Annotated in this window: 17 protein-coding genes; 4 read left to right on the top strand and 13 right to left on the bottom strand. The window is 51.2% G+C overall.

Going from position 1 to position 17,503, the window contains the following annotated elements; translation table 11 throughout:
• Positions 1-6: 6 nt before the first annotated feature.
• On the bottom strand, positions 7-678 hold the full coding sequence (locus tag LLG46_07120) for a hypothetical protein (protein ID MCE5323070.1): 672 nt from the start codon (positions 676-678) through the stop codon (positions 7-9).
• A 355-nt stretch (positions 679-1,033) separates the two neighbouring features.
• Between LLG46_07120 and LLG46_07115 the strand changes: the two genes are divergently transcribed.
• Positions 1,034-1,264, top strand: coding sequence for a hypothetical protein (locus tag LLG46_07115; GenBank protein MCE5323069.1), 231 nt, complete (start codon positions 1,034-1,036; stop codon positions 1,262-1,264).
• A gap of 1 nt (position 1,265) precedes the next feature.
• The gene (locus tag LLG46_07110) at positions 1,266-1,637 is read left to right on the top strand and encodes a hypothetical protein (GenBank protein MCE5323068.1); all 372 of its coding nucleotides are present in this window, start codon (positions 1,266-1,268) and stop codon (positions 1,635-1,637) included.
• Positions 1,638-1,718: 81 nt separating this feature from the next.
• Here the strand turns inward: LLG46_07110 and LLG46_07105 are convergent, their stop codons facing one another.
• The 3 genes from LLG46_07105 to LLG46_07095 all read right to left on the bottom strand — a co-directional run bounded on the left by LLG46_07105 (position 1,719) and on the right by LLG46_07095 (position 5,598).
• Positions 1,719-2,933, bottom strand: a complete 1,215-nt coding sequence (locus LLG46_07105; protein MCE5323067.1) for a rhomboid family intramembrane serine protease — start codon at positions 2,931-2,933, stop codon at positions 1,719-1,721.
• Positions 2,934-3,002: 69 nt separating this feature from the next.
• Positions 3,003-4,655 carry a hypothetical protein gene (locus tag LLG46_07100; GenBank protein MCE5323066.1) on the bottom strand — a complete coding sequence of 551 codons (1,653 nt, stop codon included), beginning with the start codon at positions 4,653-4,655 and terminating at the stop codon, positions 3,003-3,005.
• Between the two features lie 22 nt (positions 4,656-4,677).
• Entirely contained in the window at positions 4,678-5,598 is a 921-nt protein-coding gene (locus LLG46_07095; GenBank protein ID MCE5323065.1) for a metallophosphoesterase family protein, read from the bottom strand.
• Positions 5,599-5,721: 123 nt separating this feature from the next.
• Here LLG46_07095 and LLG46_07090 point away from each other — a divergent pair, with 123 nt between their 5' ends.
• Together LLG46_07090 and LLG46_07085 are read left to right on the top strand one after the other, a co-directional pair.
• Positions 5,722-6,546, top strand: coding sequence for a sugar phosphate isomerase/epimerase (locus tag LLG46_07090; protein MCE5323064.1), 825 nt, complete (start codon positions 5,722-5,724; stop codon positions 6,544-6,546).
• A 238-nt stretch (positions 6,547-6,784) separates the two neighbouring features.
• Positions 6,785-7,963 (top strand): phosphoribosylaminoimidazolecarboxamide formyltransferase, encoded by a 1,179-nt coding sequence (locus tag LLG46_07085; GenBank protein MCE5323063.1) that lies wholly within the window; start codon positions 6,785-6,787, stop codon positions 7,961-7,963.
• 171 nt (positions 7,964-8,134) lie between these two features.
• On the opposite strand, the gene LLG46_07080 is transcribed toward LLG46_07085, so the two are convergent.
• The 9 genes from LLG46_07080 to LLG46_07040 form a co-directional block, all read right to left on the bottom strand.
• Positions 8,135-9,937 carry a M3 family oligoendopeptidase gene (locus LLG46_07080; GenBank protein ID MCE5323062.1) on the bottom strand — a complete coding sequence of 601 codons (1,803 nt, stop codon included), beginning with the start codon at positions 9,935-9,937 and terminating at the stop codon, positions 8,135-8,137.
• 190 nt (positions 9,938-10,127) lie between these two features.
• Complete coding sequence (locus LLG46_07075; protein ID MCE5323061.1) at positions 10,128-11,960, bottom strand: carbon starvation protein A; 1,833 nt, start codon at positions 11,958-11,960, stop codon at positions 10,128-10,130.
• Between the two features lie 261 nt (positions 11,961-12,221).
• Positions 12,222-12,401, bottom strand: coding sequence for a YHS domain-containing protein (locus LLG46_07070; protein ID MCE5323060.1), 180 nt, complete (start codon positions 12,399-12,401; stop codon positions 12,222-12,224).
• A gap of 81 nt (positions 12,402-12,482) precedes the next feature.
• Positions 12,483-13,523, bottom strand: coding sequence for a tetratricopeptide repeat protein (locus tag LLG46_07065; protein ID MCE5323059.1), 1,041 nt, complete (start codon positions 13,521-13,523; stop codon positions 12,483-12,485).
• Entirely contained in the window at positions 13,517-14,365 is an 849-nt protein-coding gene (locus LLG46_07060) for a bifunctional 5,10-methylenetetrahydrofolate dehydrogenase/5,10-methenyltetrahydrofolate cyclohydrolase (GenBank protein ID MCE5323058.1), read from the bottom strand. Before LLG46_07060 ends, LLG46_07065 begins: the two co-directional genes overlap by 7 nt.
• A complete protein-coding gene (nusB, locus tag LLG46_07055) occupies positions 14,358-14,816 on the bottom strand; it encodes a transcription antitermination factor NusB (protein MCE5323057.1) in 459 nt (152 codons plus the stop codon). Before nusB ends, LLG46_07060 begins: the two co-directional genes overlap by 8 nt.
• Before the next feature lie 347 nt (positions 14,817-15,163).
• Entirely contained in the window at positions 15,164-16,510 is a 1,347-nt protein-coding gene (gene accC / locus LLG46_07050; protein MCE5323056.1) for an acetyl-CoA carboxylase biotin carboxylase subunit, read from the bottom strand.
• 70 nt (positions 16,511-16,580) lie between these two features.
• Entirely contained in the window at positions 16,581-16,976 is a 396-nt protein-coding gene (locus LLG46_07045) for a hypothetical protein (protein MCE5323055.1), read from the bottom strand.
• Between the two features lie 115 nt (positions 16,977-17,091).
• Positions 17,092-17,502 carry an acetyl-CoA carboxylase, biotin carboxyl carrier protein gene (locus LLG46_07040; protein ID MCE5323054.1) on the bottom strand — a complete coding sequence of 137 codons (411 nt, stop codon included), beginning with the start codon at positions 17,500-17,502 and terminating at the stop codon, positions 17,092-17,094.
• Position 17,503 lies beyond the last annotated feature (1 nt).

The raw sequence follows: 17,503 nt of genomic DNA, 5'->3' as shown, positions 1-17,503 counted from the left end.
CTGTGGCTATCCTTTCTCCGTCACTATTATCGCAGCGTTTATTGCTATATGACCGACCACACCTATTTGAGTGTCAGAGACTACTATGTCGATTGTCTCGCCTTTATTTACATAAATGGCAGACGAAAAGTCTTGTTCAGGTTCATCTCCGAAACGACCACTCTTATATTCGCCTACACCGGCAAAACCCTCTACGACTGCCTCAGTAACAGATTCATCCTTATACTTGATCTCGACATTAGCGGGTGCACCATGCTTGGATTGTCCTGCGATATTAGCATTGAGACTTATTGTCCCCGAGACTGGAGAGGTCCATCTGAACACCACTTTACAACCAAACAGACCCGGATGCAGGCATATCTGACCAGGCTCCCACACGATGCCGAATTTCTCGACAGTTTTAGCGGATGTGTTTATCGTAACATTGCCCGCAAAGTCTGGATCATCATTCATTGCCCAACCGACTATGCCGTCACCAAGATTAAAGATGCTGTTGTAAGGAGCAAAACAGCCATCTTTGTCCAGATAGCCGTAGGTCCAAACACCATTCGGGTTTTTATCCAACGAAAAATCCGATCTATCGTCCCACGACTGGGTTTGAGCCTGGACAACAATGGTGGTCATTGAGAGAATTACTGCACAGAACAATAGCAGGAGCAATACACAAATAGACCTCATAAAGTAGGACCTCCTATACAATAATCCAACTAGATTCAAGTATATACGGGCAGACCTATTATTACGGCCGAGGTTGTTTACACTACATGCGTATTAGCCACCATATGCTCTATAACCTCTTACAAATTGGAAAATATTAGCATTTATTCTGGTTTATAATGCAATCACTTGTCGAAATATGGGGATTTGATGAAAACATACTAAACTTATTCTAAGAGCCTCTCCGAGTTGTTGTCTTATAATTGTGGAAGGCATTTTCCCAACTGCATTGCCGGTCATCCATATTCCACCACCATAACAAGCCGACTGACGACAAACGACCGTCATCTGCCAATAAATTTAAGGAGGAGAAATTATGCTAAACCCAACCCAGCACCAGAAGATAGCGCGCAAGTGCACTCGTGTCCTTGCCCAGGTGATCGACGATTTCCCGGCCCTGCTTGCCCAGTCAGAGGTGGAGGTCGCCGCCGAGATCGTAGCCGGTATCATCAAGACTCAGATCACTATGCCCGCGCCCCAGGTCGACCCGTCTGAAGCTCTTGCCGAAATTATCAAACGCGCACAAATGGACGATGAGGAGGACTAAAATGGCCACAGGACCCAAAACAGAAGAGGGAAAGAAGCGCAGTTCTCTCAATGCCATGAAACACGGCCTCACAGCCAAGGCTCCGCATGCCCTGGAAAGGCTTGCCGAGGAGCTTTACGTCAACTCCCGCCAGATTCACGAGTGCATGCGGGACCATTATCAGCCGGAGGACGCGCTGGAGGAGGAACTGGTCAAGCGTATAGCCGACTGCCTGTGCAGGTTGGAGCGAGCGCGTGCAATGGAGAACCGTGTAATGTGCCGCCAGATGGACCCCCTTCGCCCGACCACATCGTATGAGCGCATCGCCCGCTATGAACGCTCCATCGATGTCCATTTATATCGTGCAATCGCGGCTCTTGAGAGGAAGAGGTAAACAACACATAAAAAAGCCGCCAAAACGAACTCCCCACGCTCAATTTTTTAGGTTTTACGCTCAGTTCGTTTTGACAAAAGTCTATTCTGCAGCGCTGCGGGGAAAAATCATCCGTTTCTGGAATGCCATATCTTTTGCTTGTCTGAGGGTCTTTTCAGCAAAGCTGCGCCATTCGCTCTTGGGGTAGCGTTCCAGGAATGTATTTATTGTGGCTATTGACGCAGATGGGGCTTGCAATGAGCTGAGCTGCAGGTGCGCAATCTTCAGCAGCGACATCTGAGCTTCGGCGCTCTCCGGCTCCTGATGGGCAATCTCATGAAATGCCGCGACAGCACTTTCATACTGTCCGTTCTCCTCCTGGAAAGATGCCAGCCTGAACCTCCAACCAGCGTCCAGGTGCACCTCCGGCCAATACTGCTTCATCTCCGCGGCCGTCGTGATGGCTTCCTCTTCCTTGCCCTGATGGATATACAGCTCAATAGCGCTTCGATAGTATGGCAGAGACTGTGTTTCCTCATCCATAATCGCCCAGAGCCTGCCGAGCTGGGCATGGGCAAATGCGTTATCCGGGTCATATTTTATCAGGGAGTCATAGTCCTGGGCAGCTTCGAGCATGTTGCCCTGGTCGTAATCCTGTTTTCCTTTCTTGGTCAGATACTCTCTTTCGCCCTGCAGAGCCATATTGGCGATCATGGCGGTCACTATGCCGAATGTGAAACCGCCAAGGTGACTCCAATATGCCACATATTTTAGCCGAAGGCCGAATAGATCATCACGATACAGCGCCACAAGCCCCAGCCCGAGCTGAATAACCAGCCAGCACATGATCAGAAACAGCGCCGATACCTCTATGCCATCAAGTTTGAAGATTCGCCTGTGGAACCTGACCGCATACAGGCCCATCACGCCTGCAATCGCTCCCGATGCGCCGACCACTGCTCTGCTTGCGTAATATGGGTCCAAAGACGCCAGCACAATCGCTATATGCAGGATGGACGACGCAAGGCAAGCCCCGATGTAAAACAGCACAAACTCCAGCTTGCCGATGGCACGCTCTATATCCGCCCCGAATATGTAGAGCAGAGCCATATTGATGATGAGGTGGATGGGACCATCATGCAGAAAGCAGGACGTAATCAGCCTGCCCACTCTGAACGTATTGGGGATAAGGCCGAAGTCACGCGCAGCATTGTCGAAGTCGCGGCTGAATATGATGGCCAGTATCACGTTGACCGCGATAATAGTAACCACCGCATACGGAAACTCAGGCTTCTTTGATTTGGCTTCTTGGATCATCTCGTTCCGCAATTTCAGGCTGACTAAAAATTATTATACACCCGTCCTGCGCCGCAATAAAGCGTGCCATCACCCTATGGGATAATTATTGCCGGATCTGTAGTCGCCATGCGATGCATCCGCATATTCGGCCTCCAGAGCCTTTGTCACAGATGTCCAGCTCATCTGCACGCACTCACGACCCACGACTATCATAATATCGCCTCTGTGGAATGAGTCTACTCCCCTGATCTCACGGTACAGCCCAAGCGCCCGCGCCATATGTTCCAGGGATTCTTTGTCCTCGCCGCGCGCATGTGCCAGGGCCGCCTTCAGCCGTTCCACATAAAACTCGCCCAGTCTGCCCATACAAAATGCATCTCTGGTCAGACCGGGAAGCTCTTTTTCGCCGGAATTGTTGCGCATCCCCTTCTCGCCGGATGCAACAGCCTGTTCGGAGAGATCGGCCAACTCCTCGATCAGCTCATCAGGACCATAGGCGTTCTCCGGTGTGCCGGAACCCACATACTCCGCCGGATGGACTACTTTATCGCCCGTCACCTCTGTCCACCAGCGCCTGCCGGAGAAGGCAGGATCATCATCGATATGGAGTATATCCTCGATTGAAAGCAGATGGGGCTTGTTCGTATCGTGATCGAACATACAGCAGAATTGAGGCCGCCATGCGTCAGTCTTATCGCCAGCGATATACAGGCTCAAAAGCTCGAGTATGCGCGAGCCTGCCTGGAACCCGTCAATAATACGCTTGTTCCTCAGGAGCCATTTGGGCTGTCCTTCACGGAGCAGCTGCGATACACTGCTGCCCGCCCATACGCTGTACCAGACGAAATCGCGTTGGAACTGGTATTTGAAGTATGCGTCCGATGTGCGCGGCCAGTCACTGACCGAAAGCGGCATGACCGAAAGCCCGCCGCAGCCGATCTGGTTCAAATTGGAGAGCACACCCTCGACAGTGTCGAATGAGAAACTTGTCCACGGCTCGAAGTTGGACATGTGAAACTCGGCAATGGTATTTTCTGACCCTGCAGCCTCGATCCATCGTACGAACGAGGTGTCGGGATCAGCATCGACCAGGTGATCCGCCGTATATTTGACCGAATAGCGGATTGGCCTATCTGCCCGGCGTGATATTTTGTCGAGGATGGCATCAGGCGCAGCTTGATCGACACACACATAGAGCGGGGCGTCGGGTCTGATCGCATCTATTGCATCGACAACTGTCTGCTGCACGAACCCAGCATCCGCTCTGTCCACTGACACAAACAGCCCTGAAAGCTCCGGGTAATTTTCCAGCAGAGTGCGGACACACATATGAGTGTACTCTGTCGCGACATCAGGCAGTTGTTTGGTATCCGGCTCCAGCTTATGCATGCTTGTGAAGCTGTCCGGCAAACAGCCTGGAGAGAAGAACAAGTGAGGAGCGATGTCATAATCCAGGGCATTTTCAAATATCCAGTGGTGCATGTTCTGATATCGAGAAAGCCCAGTCTCATCGATTACCGCGGACTCGGGGTATTGTGCAGAAAGGTCTATCATGAATGGAAATGGGTGAGTGTTTGCCAGTATCAAAGAGTCAAAACCGCACTCGGCCATAGTGCGAAGCATTCTCTGCCAGACGCTCTTATCGAAGAACCACTTGTTGTCCTGATATGCCGCCGGCTCACAATAGGCATTGTACTTAATGCACGATACCGGATCCCATGTCCAAAACGCTCGAAGCATGCAATCTCCTTAATAATCAATATCAATTACTAGATACTAAATCAATGGCGCTGACTTCCGGTCGACAGCAGAACCTCACTTGCGGCGCCACCGATTCCATTCCCAGCCCACGATTCACGTATAGTGTGCTTCTACCTCTCCTATATAGACCGGCCTGGTATCTGCCTATCATATTACGATCTGGCAAAATTGCTCCAAATATGGGCAGCCTGACCTGACCACCGTGAGTGTGACCTGAGAGCATCATATCGATGCCCTTTTTTGACGCCTGATTAAAGGTATCGGGCTTGTGGCAGAGCAGAACTTTATAGAGCGGCTCGACATTCGGCGGCACATAGACCGCAGACACCGGCATAGACCACCATAAGTGTCCTAATGCAACCTTGCCGCCCTTTCGGATTGGAATGATATCCCATCCGGTAATTGACTTCACCCCACCGTCTTCAAGGGCTTGGATATGCTTGTAATTGTCCCAATTTCCCTCAACGGCATATGTGGGAGCAATCTTTGAAAGCTGCCTGCCGATACGTGTAAGCCCGGCAAAACCGGCAGGGTCTTTTATGTTAAGATAATCGCCCGTCATCACTATTATGTCGGGCTTGCAGCCTGCCGTCAAGCGTATCATCTCGCGTTCACGCTTGCCTATGCAGCACATGTGCAGGTCTGACAACTGAACGATTCGCAGCCTTGCCCCTGATGGAAGTTTTCTTGTTTGAATGGTGTGATGGGTTACCTGAACCCGGTTCGGCTCTATGCGAAATGCGTCTACTGCACAAAAGACGACCGCCAGAGCTGCGATGAGCCATAATATTCTGGCAAAACGGTTGACTTTGCGCCTGAGAATTACAAGGCAGATGGTTCGCAAATTCTCGTATGCAATTATCCAAACCACGCCAAAGAGAATGATTGCCATGGCGATTCTTGCATTTACAGATGTATCCAATAATATTCTCCTCCGAATTATCTACTTAAATCATTAGCTTGGTTGTTCCCAACGAAGGAGATTGAGTTTTGGTATATAAGTGTTGCATGACTCTCATGAAATTAGAAAATGGAGAATGCAGCAATGGCAGACAAACTCAAAATTGGCGTAATGACATCCCTGCGCCCGGATGTGGACGCCGAACTTAAAACAGTCAAGAACTTTGGACTCCAAAGCACTCAAATGGCGTGTTGGGACCCGGAAAAGTATACCACAGATAATGCAAAAGCAGTCGATCAGGCACGAAAAGAGTATGGCGTCGAGATATCAACGCTGTGGACGGGCTATTCGGGTCCCGCACATTGGAATTTCACCGAGGGGCCATCAACCATCGGCCTTACACCGCCGGAATATCGTGACCAGCGTGTCTTGGACCTGATCGCGGGCGCTGAATTTGCAGCCGGACTCGGCATTGCGTCAATAACCACACACGCAGGCTTTATACCTGAAAACCCCAAAGACGCGCTATATGAGGGAACGGTCGAGGCGTTGACAAAGGTCGCACGCAGATGTAAAGAACTCGGAATCGGGTTTTATTTCGAGACTGGCCAGGAAACACCGATCACATTGCTGCGCGTGATGAAGGATATCGGGACCGGCAACGTCGGGGTGAACCTCGACCCGGCCAACTTGCTGCTGTACGGAAAGGCCAACCCTGTTGATGCGCTGGATATCATCGGAACCTACGTGAAGGGTGTTCATGCCAAAGACGGTGAATATCCGACCGAACCCGACAGCCTGGGCATGGAAAAAGCTCTCGGCGAGGGACGGGTCAACTTCCCTGTCCTGATTCCTAAGCTGAAATCGCTGGGATACACAGGTCCTATCACAATCGAGCGCGAGATCACCGGTGATAAGCAGATTGAAGATATCAAGAAGGCTATTGCTATTCTTGAGCCGTTGTGCTAAAAATAAAGATCGTCCGGTGCAGGAATGCCCCGGACGATCATTGGCTCTTTTATATGCAATTTGCGCATACGCTTCTCAAAACTTATTGACACAAAGCGCCTTGATGGCTATGATTCTCATGACGCAACTGGCGAACATGGCGGATATAACCGCAAGGGAGCGTCAGAACATTCATGCCGATCGCCTGGGCATATCACCCAGTCGTATATTTTGGCCGGGCTTACGCGGAGGTGCATGAATGAATCAAAACAATATTCCTCTCAGATATGGCATTAACCCAAACCAGAAACCATCTCAACTTATCTTTACCAAAAGCAGCCCAGCAATCGACATCATTAACGGTGAGCCAGGTTATATCAATATCCTTGATGCGCTCAATGGGTGGCAATTAGTACGTGAACTCAAGACTGCCCTAAACATGCCTGCAGCAGCTTCGTTTAAGCACGTGAGCCCTGCAGGCGCGGCTGTTGCAATCCCATTGAGTGATGCGTTACGGAAAACCTATTTCGTAGACGACATGGGCGAACTGTCTCCTCTAGCCACAGCTTATGCTCGCGCAAGAGGCGCAGACAGAGTTTCATCATTCGGCGACTTTGTTGCCTTGAGCGATATATGCGATGTATCGACTGCAAAATTGATCGGGCGCGAAGTATCCAATGGCATTATTGCTCCAGGTTATGATAATGAGGCGCTTCCTATTCTCAAAAAGAAGCTCGGCGGATCATACCTGATACTGCAAATCGACCCAAATTATGAACCGCCGGCAATGGAAAGGCGAGAGATATTCGGGGTCGTTCTTGAACAGAAGCGCAACGAAATCAGTATCAATCAGTCCGCTTTGGCAAACGTAGTCACAAGGCAAAAAGATATTACTGCGGAAGCTGCCAGAGACCTTATTGTCGCGCTAATTACTCTCAAATATACTCAGTCTAATTCCGTCTGCTACGCAAAAGATGGCCAGACAATCGGCGTTGGCGCAGGACAACAGTCAAGGGTACACTGCACGCGTCTTGCAGGCGGCAAGGCTGATATGTGGTGGCTGAGGCAGCACCCGAGAGTGCTGGGATTGCAATTTGCTGAAGGGTTGTCACGGGCGGAAAAGAATAATGTGATCGATCTGTTCCTCTCTGAAGATATAACTCTGCCCGAAGAAGAGTTATTAAAAGCCGGTTTGCAAGAAGATACCGCAAGGCTCAGCAAAAGCGATAAAATCGATTGGTTGGACGGACTAACTGATGTCTCGTTGGGCTCGGATGCATACTTTCCGTTCCGAGACAGCATAGACCGTGCCGCCCGTAGCGGCGTGAAATATATTGCTCAGCCGGGCGGATCGAACAGGGATGATGATGTGATTGCGGCTGCTGACGATTATGAGATGGCTATGGTCTTTAACGGGATTAGGCTGTTTCATCACTGATCCAATCATAGCCGTAGTAGAAAGCTTCAGAAAGATAAGTCCGGGGCATTCCTGCCCCGGACGATCTTTAACTGCATGCTTAACTAACCCGGATTATGCGCTTACTTCATAATTCGGGTCTCAGAGAGCATTATTCACGTTTCTCGTGAATAATGCGGGCTAACTCAGTGATTAAGCTCGCTTTGCCTTCCACTGAGAATATATGCCCTCGAAGTCGGCTATTAGCCGCTCCATCACATTCATGCCTCCGCGCCAGAACTCAGGGCTCTTGATGTCGATATCGACTCGTCCCAGCAGTTCCTCCGGTGAACATGAACCGCCTGCCTCAAGCAGAGAGATGAACTTGGGAACAAATGACTCACCCTGCTCGCGATACATGGAATAGAGCGCAAGCACCAGCAGTTCGCCGAAGGAATAGGCGTAGACATAAAACGGTGAACCTATGAAGTGGTTCACATACATCCACCAGATTTTGTGCTCCTCGCCCATCTCTACCGAATCCAAAAACATAGCCTGGATATTTCGCTGCCACATATCGCTGATCTCGTCCGTGGTCAGCTCGCCCATCTCTCGGCGCGATTTGTGAAGCTCCTGCTCGAACCGATACATGGCTGCCTGGCGGAAGATTGTCGCAAAGTTGCCCTCTATCTTCTCGGCATATAAAGCGAGTTTGTCCTCAAGATCGGCCTTGGAGACTATGCTTTCAAACACCAGCATCTCGCCGAATGTGCTTGCAAGCTCAGCCACCGGCAGCACGCTGTGCATATTCAAATAACCCAGTGGACGAGCCAGATATGCATGAACGCCATGACCCAGTTCATGACCCAGGGTCATAATATCGTCCTGACGGTTGAGATAGCTCAGCAGCACATATGGATGCAGGTCGGCAGTGACATAAGAACAAAACGCCCCACCCCGCTTGCCTTTGCGCGGCTCGGCGTCTATCCAGTTGTTATCAAAGAATTTCTCTGCCGTCTCCGCCATAGTCTGCGAGAACCTGCCAAAGGAGGTGAGCACCGTTTCCTTTGCCTCATCGAAAGAAAATTCTTTCTTGGACTCAAAGAGGGGCGCGTATCGGTCGTAGTGCATGAGTTTGTCGAGACCCAAAATCTCGCGCTTGGTCCTATAATATCTGGCGACAAGACCATAGTTGTCGACACAAGTTGAGATCACAGTCTCGACTGTCTGGGCGTCGAGTTCGTTGGACATGTTTCGCGCCTGCTCGGGATATTCGTAGCGGCGGAGGCGGTCGTTGACTGCTTTATCATATACCAGTGTGTTGAATATGAACGTCAGAAGATGGCCATTGGCGGTCAGACCCTCCGATAGAGATGCTGCAGCGGCTTTGCGAGTTTCACGGTTCGGGTCGCGCAAAAGGGCAAGGACTTCTGGTTCGGTCATTGTCTTCTCCTCACCGTTGACCGTGACCTTGAACGCTATGTCCGAAACCATCTCCTCGAAGAGACGCTCGAAGGCACGGCCACCGGTGTTGGCCTTCTCTTCAAGAATCTTCTCCTCAGGCTCGGAAAGCCTGTGCTCCCGGAAGAGGCGCATAGCCCATATAAAATGTCGATAGCAAGCCAATATATCATCCTGCATCAGTCGGTCGATTATCTCGGGCTTGGCGGCCATAAGCTCCAGATCGAAGAACAGCAACTCCAGCGCTATCTCGGTCTGGCGCTCCTGGATGTGCTGGAGCAGAGCGCCATGCTCGGGATTGCTCGTGTCGGCCGAAAAGACCAGCGAGGCATAGTTCATCGGCTTGGCCATCTCCTGAACCATGTCCTCGTAATCTTTAATCGACTCGAACAGAATCTTGGCGGTCAGGTCGTCACTGTCTATCTTGCCGCGATAGGTGCCGGCGAACCGCTTCGCGCGGGCAAGAGATTTGTCGAGAGTTTCATCAATTTTGGGATCATCGATCCCCTGATAGAGATCGCGCAAATCCCAGGAAACTTTGGTCATATCAGGCATATCTATCTCCTTGAGGTTAAAACCTATCAATATATGCCACATTATACTAGCCCGTCAAACAGGCAGTCTAGTCAAAAACCGCCCAATAAAGGCTCGGCTGGAGCCTCGCCCTCCCAGCAATCGCATCATGGGAGGAAAATGCTTATTTTGCAATGGATATCAGCGTAACTTCATACACTATATTCTATCCCTAGTCCTGAATGTCAATACCCTGAGCAAGACCCATCAGGTCTCTACCCGAATCCGAACCTGTTGGGCACTTCGGGCACTTGAGGATCCGAATCCACTTTATGATGCAGTCGACCGAGACTATCACGGCAAGAGCCATCATAATTATCGTCAGGCTTCCTTTGACCCCATCGGCCTCGGGTCCGCTCAAAATGTCTATAGAATACTGCACGCCAGAGGTCAGAACCGTAACCGCCATATACGCAAACGGAATGAACGTAGTGAGGGCATATACTCGCTTGGCCGAGCGCTGCAGGATGCATGTGGTGCCGATCGCAAGAGCAATTACACTCAATAGTTGGTTCGCGATGCCGAACATCGGCCAGATGGTGCTGATGGTGCCGCCCTTGAGCAGGTAATACCAGGCGTATGTGACCAGAAAGCTGGTAAAGATTACACCCGGCAGCCATGTCCCTTTGCCGAACGGCTTATATACGGAGCCGAGCATCTCCTGAACAATAAAGCGGGCTACACGTGTGCCGGTATCGATTGTGGTCAATATGAACAGCGCCTCGAACATGATCGCGAAGTGATACCAGTAAGACATCAGGCTCGTCATGCCCGGCAGTTTGGAAAATATACGCGCCATGCCCACAGCAAGAGTGACTGCACCGCCTGTTCGGCCTACAAGGCTCTTCTCACCAACCATTCTTGTGAGTTCGGTCAACTGCACGGTGTGATTGGCAAAATCGGGAAATTTGGCGGCATTAGCGTTGATCGCAAAGTAGTCGCCCTGGAACAGTGTGCATGCGGCAATAAGAGCGAGCAGTCCTACAAACCCTTCAACCAACATACCGCCATAGCCTATGGGCTTGATATCCGCCTCGCTGCTTATCATCTTGGGGGTAGTCCCCGAACCGATCAGAGCATGAAAACCGGATATGGCTCCGCAGGCGATGGTCAGACATACATACGGCCATACAGGACCCGGCACTACCGGACCGCCGCCATGAACGAAATGCGTGGTCGCAGGCATTACGAGTTGGGGATGCACGAAAAAGATTCCTATCGCCAGAAGGGCTATGGTGCCGAGCTTCATATATGTGGACAGATAGTCCCTTGGGCAAAGCAGCATCCATACAGGCAGGACCGCGGCTATAAAGCCATAGGTGGGAAGAGCAATCTTTATGGCGTCGGGAGAAAGTACGAGCCAATGCGCAAAGCTCTTGGGCAGCCATCCGCCGCCGATCACACCTGCGATCAGTAACACGACACCAATGATCGTTGCTTCAGTTACCTTGCCAGGCCTGATCTTATACATCCACTGACCCATCAAAAATGCTATCGGTATGCTGCAAGCAATCGTGAATACACCCCATGAACTCTCCTGAAGAGCATTCACCACCGCTCCCGCCAAACCCGCGAGCGCCACAATGATTATGAACAGTACCGCAAACGCCGTGCACCACCCGGCCACAGGACCCAGGAACTTGTGCGCAATCTTCGAGATCGACTCGCCTTTGTTCCTGACGGATGCATACAGGATGATGTAATCCTGGACTGCGCCTGCGAATACGGAACCGATAAGTATCCAGATCGCTCCCGGCAGATAGCCGTATTGAGCAGCCAAAACAGGACCAATTAGGGGCCCGGCGCCGGCAATCGCAGCAAAGTGATGGCCGAACAGAACGTATTTGTTCGTGGGATGATAGTCCTTGCCGTCCCTGAACTCATAAGCAGGGGTCTTTTTCTTTGCGTCACAGACCGCTACCTTGGCAGCAAGAAATGCCCCGTAATAGCGATAGGCAAGCGCAAACACGCACATGGCGATGATAAGGAGAGTAAGTGCATTCATGATACCACCCGGTAATATAGTAGAGGTTTATTTGACACAATTATCTCGCCGGATTGCTAATGTGTCAACCATACGCATAGGAGAGTGCCGACGTAACCTAATTATCAGTTGGAATAGAGAATACAAAATGAGCAGGTGGCATGGTCAGGATACCACCTGCTTGGGGCAATAGAGGACGGCTATCTTGCCAGGTCGGCACCGTCCCGTAGGCAAGGCCTTTATACCCGCCCGCTTTACATGCCAAACACACATTTGATCGAATCAGTCCTCTGCTTCGGCACGCTCAGCTCGAGGCTCCTCGATGAAAATATACTCCTCAGAATTACAGTCGAACTCCTCTTCGCACACTGCGCTGCAAAAGTAATATATTTCTCCTTCATACTCGCTCTTGTATGGAGTATCAGCAGATACATACTGTCCGCATACCGGGTCTTTGGGCATGACGAGCGCCTCCTTTGGCCTGAGATATCGGGAATATAATACCTGGACAGGAGAGAACATAAACACGAAGTTTGCCGGTTATTACTTGATTTGAGGGTTCCACCAAATACCGGTGAAGGACGCCTCAATCTGATCGGAGGTTGAATTTGCCCCCAGCGCTTCCAATGCTCGGCGGGTTATGTCGCCCATGAACGCAATCTGTGTGGAAGACTGCCCGCCAGGACTGATGACACAGCGCGCGGTGACCGTCTTGACCTCCGCATTGGCTGCAAATGCAGCTCGTGCAATGGCTGCGGACGTGATCATAATGGAGCCTTTGTTTGCCGAGGCGGCGGGAATGGTATACGTAACGATCACGATGGACTGGCGTGGATCGGCAATGACATCATCTACCTTGGCAGAACCTATGCTATCTGCCGCGGACACATCATGATTGATCTTTACCTCGGCTGGAGTCCTGGTTGAACCGGCAGATGAACCGGACAAAGAGCCCGATGAGGAACGTGCTGATTTGGTGGTCATGGCCTTTGCCGGTGTGCGGATGGGCGGATTTGTTTGGTCTATGTCTTGGGCAGCCGTTTGGGCATTTGGATCGATGCTTGACTGTGAGCCATAATTATCAGTCTTGTGTCTGCCGGTGATAATCAAGGCAAGTATCAGCACGATAATAAAAACAGCCGCCATACCTATTGCCCAGATGCGAGTTCGATTCTCAAACGTCCTGAGGCGATCCTGCGACCCACTTGCCTTGCCGCCCTGAGCAATCAAATCCTTCACCTGCTTGAGCCGCGCGCGATCATAAGCGCTGTTGGGGTTCATCTCGAGAGCCATCTGGAACCATATCACCGCATCATCAAGCATGCCCCGCTCCTGGTATATCACACCCAGAAGCGATGCAATGTCCGCATTGTTCTGATCGATGCGCAGAGCTTCGGTGGCATCGGCTACGGCTTCATCCCACTCTTTTCGGATGCGATGAAGATTGGCAGATGTGAGATACGCGCCCACTTCGAGCTTGGGCATCCGGCTCGTCCCATCTGTTGAAGTCAGGTCTTTTCCGCACTTCGGGCAAAAGTGTGTGCCTTCGTCCAGGATTATGTTACAGTCTTCGCACTTTAGCATTTTTCCGCCGACTTTACGGTCTGAGAAAGCAGCATGGCTATAGTCATCGGACCGACACCGCCGGGGACCGGCGTGATATAACTCGCCCTCTTCGCCGCTTCATCGAATTCTACGTCTCCGACGTCGTGGGAAGTGCCCTCGACCTTGTTATAACCCGCATCGACCACTACCGCACCTTCTTTGATCCAACTGCCCTTAATAAACTCAGGCTTGCCTATCGCAGCAACCAAGATATCAGCCCTGCCGACTACATCCGCAAGGTTCTGCGTCCGGGAGTGGCAGATTGTCACCGTAGCATGCCTCTCAATCAGGGCTAATGCAACCGGCTTGCCGAGTATAATACTTCGTCCCACGACAACAGCTTCCTTGCCCTTGATCTCAATGCCATATCGCTCGAGCAGTGTGACGATTCCCAAAGGAGTGCATGACACAAAGTCGGCAGTGCCCAGAACCAGTCTACCGAGGCTCAACGCGCTGATCCCGTCCACATCCTTATCAACCGATACAGTCGCAAGAATGTCCAACTCATCAAGATGGGACGGGACAGGGTGTTGAACCATGATCCCGTGCACGGAAGGATCATCATTTAGTTTTTTTATGATGTCTTTTACCTGCTGCTGAGTGCTCTCGGCGGGAAGCTCGATCAGGTCTGAAATCATGCCTGTGGCCTCGCATGCTTTCTTCTTCATGCGGGTGTATGTGACCGAAGCAGGGTCATTGCCGACAAGGATCACAGACAGCCTGGGAGTGATGTCCTTTTCGCTCTTGAGCTTCTCGACACGCCCGGCAAGCTCTGTGCGAATCTCTTTTGCAGTTGCGCTGCCGTCAAGAATCTTAGCCAATCTCTTCCTCCCCGGCGGCCTTCTCTTTCAGATACGCCGCCAATACGCCGTTTACGAACTTGCCCGACTCAGCCGTAGAGAACTTCTTTGCCATCTCTACTGCCTCATCCACCGCCACAATCGGAGGAACCGAATCTACATGGTCTATCTCAAAAATTGCCATGCGAAGTATGTTGCGGTCCACAGCAGGCTGACGGTCCACCGGCCAGTCCTGTGCCAATCTTGAGATATGCGAGTCTAGCTCAGCCTGGTGCTCATAGACACCCCTGGCAAGCAGGTCGGCATATGCTCGCACATCATCCGCTTTCTCGGCATTCTTCGCCCTGAGTCCGGTCAGGTCAACAAACTCCTTGGCTGTCTCAAGTGCCTCATCAAATGGCACACCGCAGGAACCGGCTTGATATAAAATATTAAGGGCGAGTTCCCTCGCCGCTCGTCTGGTCTTTTTCATAATTATAGAATGTCATTCACTCCCTTTGATAGCTGAAAGACTAAGGCTCCTGTAATTTCTGAACAAGATCTTCTGCATCACTCCGAGAATAAGTTCTGCTATAGTCGATGATATAGAGCTTGCAAGATCGACATAGGAATGAACGATAATATTCCGCGTTGGACGGTAAAAATTTCTTGAGTCCCGCTTTAGAAATATCCTCATCAAGAAAGATGTAATGCTCAAACTTTTCTGGCGCAACGAATGAAAGACCAGCGGCTTTCGCTGCGAAGCCTTGTTCTAAAGAGCATTTGCACTGAGGACAACTTTTGATACAGGAATAATTCATATCAAGCCTCCGTGTTTACCTATGCTACATTCATCCTTCTCGGAATGAAGCTAGTCGAAAGCTCTCCTTTTCGGAAATATGCGTTGGACAGAATCTCCATCTGATACGAAATGTTGGTCTTGACCCCCTCTATCTCATATTCAGACAGGCAGCGCATCATTCGCGCTATGGCTTCATCGCGATCCTTGCCCCAGACTATCAGCTTGGCAAGCATGGCGTCATAATACGGCGGAATCTCGTAGCCGCCGTATATATGTGTATCGACCCGCACACCGATGCCTCCAGGCACCGCGAGGTGGCGGATCGTGCCCACAGACGGAGCGAAGTTGTTTGACGGGTCCTCGGCAATGATGCGGCATTCGATGGAGTGGCCGTTGATCTTGATATCCTTCTGGCTTACATCGAGCTTTTCGCCGGAAGCAACCCTGATCTGCTCCTTGACGATGTCCATACCAGTCACAAACTCAGTCACCGGATGCTCGACCTGAACACGGGTGTTCATCTCCATGAAATAGAAATCGCCGTTCTTGTCCAGCAGGAACTCGACCGTGCCCGCATTTGCATAACCAACAGCCTTGGCCAGTTTGACAGCCGCATCGCCCATCTTGCTGCGGATTGCAGGGGTCACCGCCACCGAAGGCGCCTCCTCAAGGAGCTTCTGATTCCGGCGCTGAATGGAACACTCGCGCTCGCCGAGATAGACATAATGACCGTGTTCGTCACCTATGATCTGAATCTCGACATGGCGCGGGTCCTCGATCTCTTTCTCGATATACATCTCGCCGTTGCCGAATGCCGACTCGGCCTCAGCAATCGCCACTCTGAGCTGGCTTGCGAGTTCGTCCTCACTGTGGACCACGCGGATCCCACGTCCGCCGCCGCCCGCGGTAGCCTTGAGCCTGACCGGATAACCCATCTTACGGGCAGTCTTGAATGCGTCCTGCTCGCTCTGAATGGTGCCTTTGCTGCCCGGAATGACCGGGACTCCGGCCTTGGCCGCAGTCTCCTTGGCGCGGGCTTTGTCACCCATAAGCTCGATAGCGCTCGCTTTCGGACCTATGAACTTGAGATTGCACGCCTCGCATGCCTCGGCGAAACTCGCCTGCTCGGAAAAATAAGCGTAACCAGGATGGATCGCCTCCGCACCGGTTATGGTCGCAGCAGAGATGATGTTGGGCATGTTCAGATAGCTCTCTTTGTTGGCTGGTGGACCAACACAGATCGCTTCATCCGCCATGCGAACATGCAGCGAGTCTTTGTCTGCCTCGGAGTAGATGGCGACAGTGGCAATCTTCATCTCTTTGCACGCCCGTATTATTCTTATGGCTATCTCGCCGCGGTTGGCGATTAATATCTTCTTAAACAAGCTAACCCCCCTCGGGAATTATAAATTCTGAATTGCTGGTGCGTTCAAATATCAAATATAAAATACACAATCAAAAATTAGCATGCGCCGGATAGGGACAGTGAACAGCGCCGGTCGCAGGGTCATAGACATATGCCTGATTGCTGACCGGACACCTGAGATAGCCCGCCCCAAGACCCAACTCATTCAGAGACTTCGGGTTACCCTCGGTCGTGCTTACCGCCTTTTGGTTTTCAATGGCCGTCCTGACCTGGTTTAAGCGCTGGCGGCAGTCTTCACCCTTGGCAGTGTCAAGCGCTTTGCCATATACCGTCTGCTTATTACTGCTCTTATCCAGCAGCGGGCTGTCTTTCTTGACAGTGGACATATTGTCGCCCGTAAACATCATTGCAGCCACAACGCAAATTATAGCCACGGCCGCAAGCATACCTATGAGAGTCCAGTTCCCGCGATTGTTGATCTTCATTTCCTTGATCCTTAGTTTGTGCCCTTACCCCAACATTCTCCTCCAGGAGAAGTAGCAAGTCTAGTATTTTGCAACAAGAACAATAATCAATACAAAATACTCAATACTAAATTAGCTACGCTGCTTCTACTTTGCAAAGCGGCTGGCCGTATTCGACGGGTGTGCCTTCCTCGACCATGACCTCAACTACCGTGCCGGAGATATCCGAGACCACGTCATTAAGCAGTTTCATGGACTCTATCGCACCAACTACCTGGCCCGACTCGACTTTCGAGCCGGTCTTGGTGATTCCGTCGACGCTGTGAAATATCCCGACCATTGGCGCGAGTATATATGAAGCGCTATCCGGTTCCGGTGTCACAGTCTGCGAATGAGCCGCTTTGGGCATCTTTTTCCGAGATGCGGCAGGTTTGGCAGCACTGCCCTTGACGATGTGTACGCTGAAAGCGCCCTTGCGCACCGACAGCTCCTGTGTGCGCGAACTCTCCAGCACTTTTATGAGTTCTTCGATCTTTTTTACATCCATA

It is taken from the genome of bacterium, from assembly GCA_021371935.1.
In the GTDB taxonomy this organism is placed as follows: domain Bacteria; phylum Armatimonadota; class UBA5829; order UBA5829; family UBA5829; genus UBA5829.
This window is presented reverse-complemented; position numbering and strand designations above follow the sequence as displayed.

Bases quoted from the DNA above. Each gene is read 5' to 3' on its own strand.
- LLG46_07075 (MCE5323061.1), bottom strand. From the start codon at position 11,960: ATGAATGCACTTACTCTCCTTATCATCGCCATGTGCGTGTTTGCGCTT.
- LLG46_07065 (MCE5323059.1), bottom strand. From the start codon at position 13,523: ATGCTAAAGTGCGAAGACTGTAACATAATCCTGGACGAAGGCACACAC.
- nusB (MCE5323057.1), bottom strand. From the start codon at position 14,816: ATGAAAAAGACCAGACGAGCGGCGAGGGAACTCGCCCTTAATATTTTA.
- LLG46_07100 (MCE5323066.1), bottom strand. From the start codon at position 4,655: ATGCTTCGAGCGTTTTGGACATGGGATCCGGTATCGTGCATTAAGTAC.
- LLG46_07070 (MCE5323060.1), bottom strand. From the start codon at position 12,401: ATGCCCAAAGACCCGGTATGCGGACAGTATGTATCTGCTGATACTCCA.
- LLG46_07085 (MCE5323063.1), top strand. From the start codon at position 6,785: ATGAATCAAAACAATATTCCTCTCAGATATGGCATTAACCCAAACCAG.
- LLG46_07045 (MCE5323055.1), bottom strand. From the start codon at position 16,976: ATGAAGATCAACAATCGCGGGAACTGGACTCTCATAGGTATGCTTGCG.
- LLG46_07110 (MCE5323068.1), top strand. From the start codon at position 1,266: ATGGCCACAGGACCCAAAACAGAAGAGGGAAAGAAGCGCAGTTCTCTC.
- LLG46_07090 (MCE5323064.1), top strand. From the start codon at position 5,722: ATGGCAGACAAACTCAAAATTGGCGTAATGACATCCCTGCGCCCGGAT.
- LLG46_07040 (MCE5323054.1), bottom strand. From the start codon at position 17,502: ATGGATGTAAAAAAGATCGAAGAACTCATAAAAGTGCTGGAGAGTTCG.
- LLG46_07080 (MCE5323062.1), bottom strand. From the start codon at position 9,937: ATGCCTGATATGACCAAAGTTTCCTGGGATTTGCGCGATCTCTATCAG.
- LLG46_07115 (MCE5323069.1), top strand. From the start codon at position 1,034: ATGCTAAACCCAACCCAGCACCAGAAGATAGCGCGCAAGTGCACTCGT.
- LLG46_07105 (MCE5323067.1), bottom strand. From the start codon at position 2,933: ATGATCCAAGAAGCCAAATCAAAGAAGCCTGAGTTTCCGTATGCGGTG.
- LLG46_07120 (MCE5323070.1), bottom strand. From the start codon at position 678: ATGAGGTCTATTTGTGTATTGCTCCTGCTATTGTTCTGTGCAGTAATT.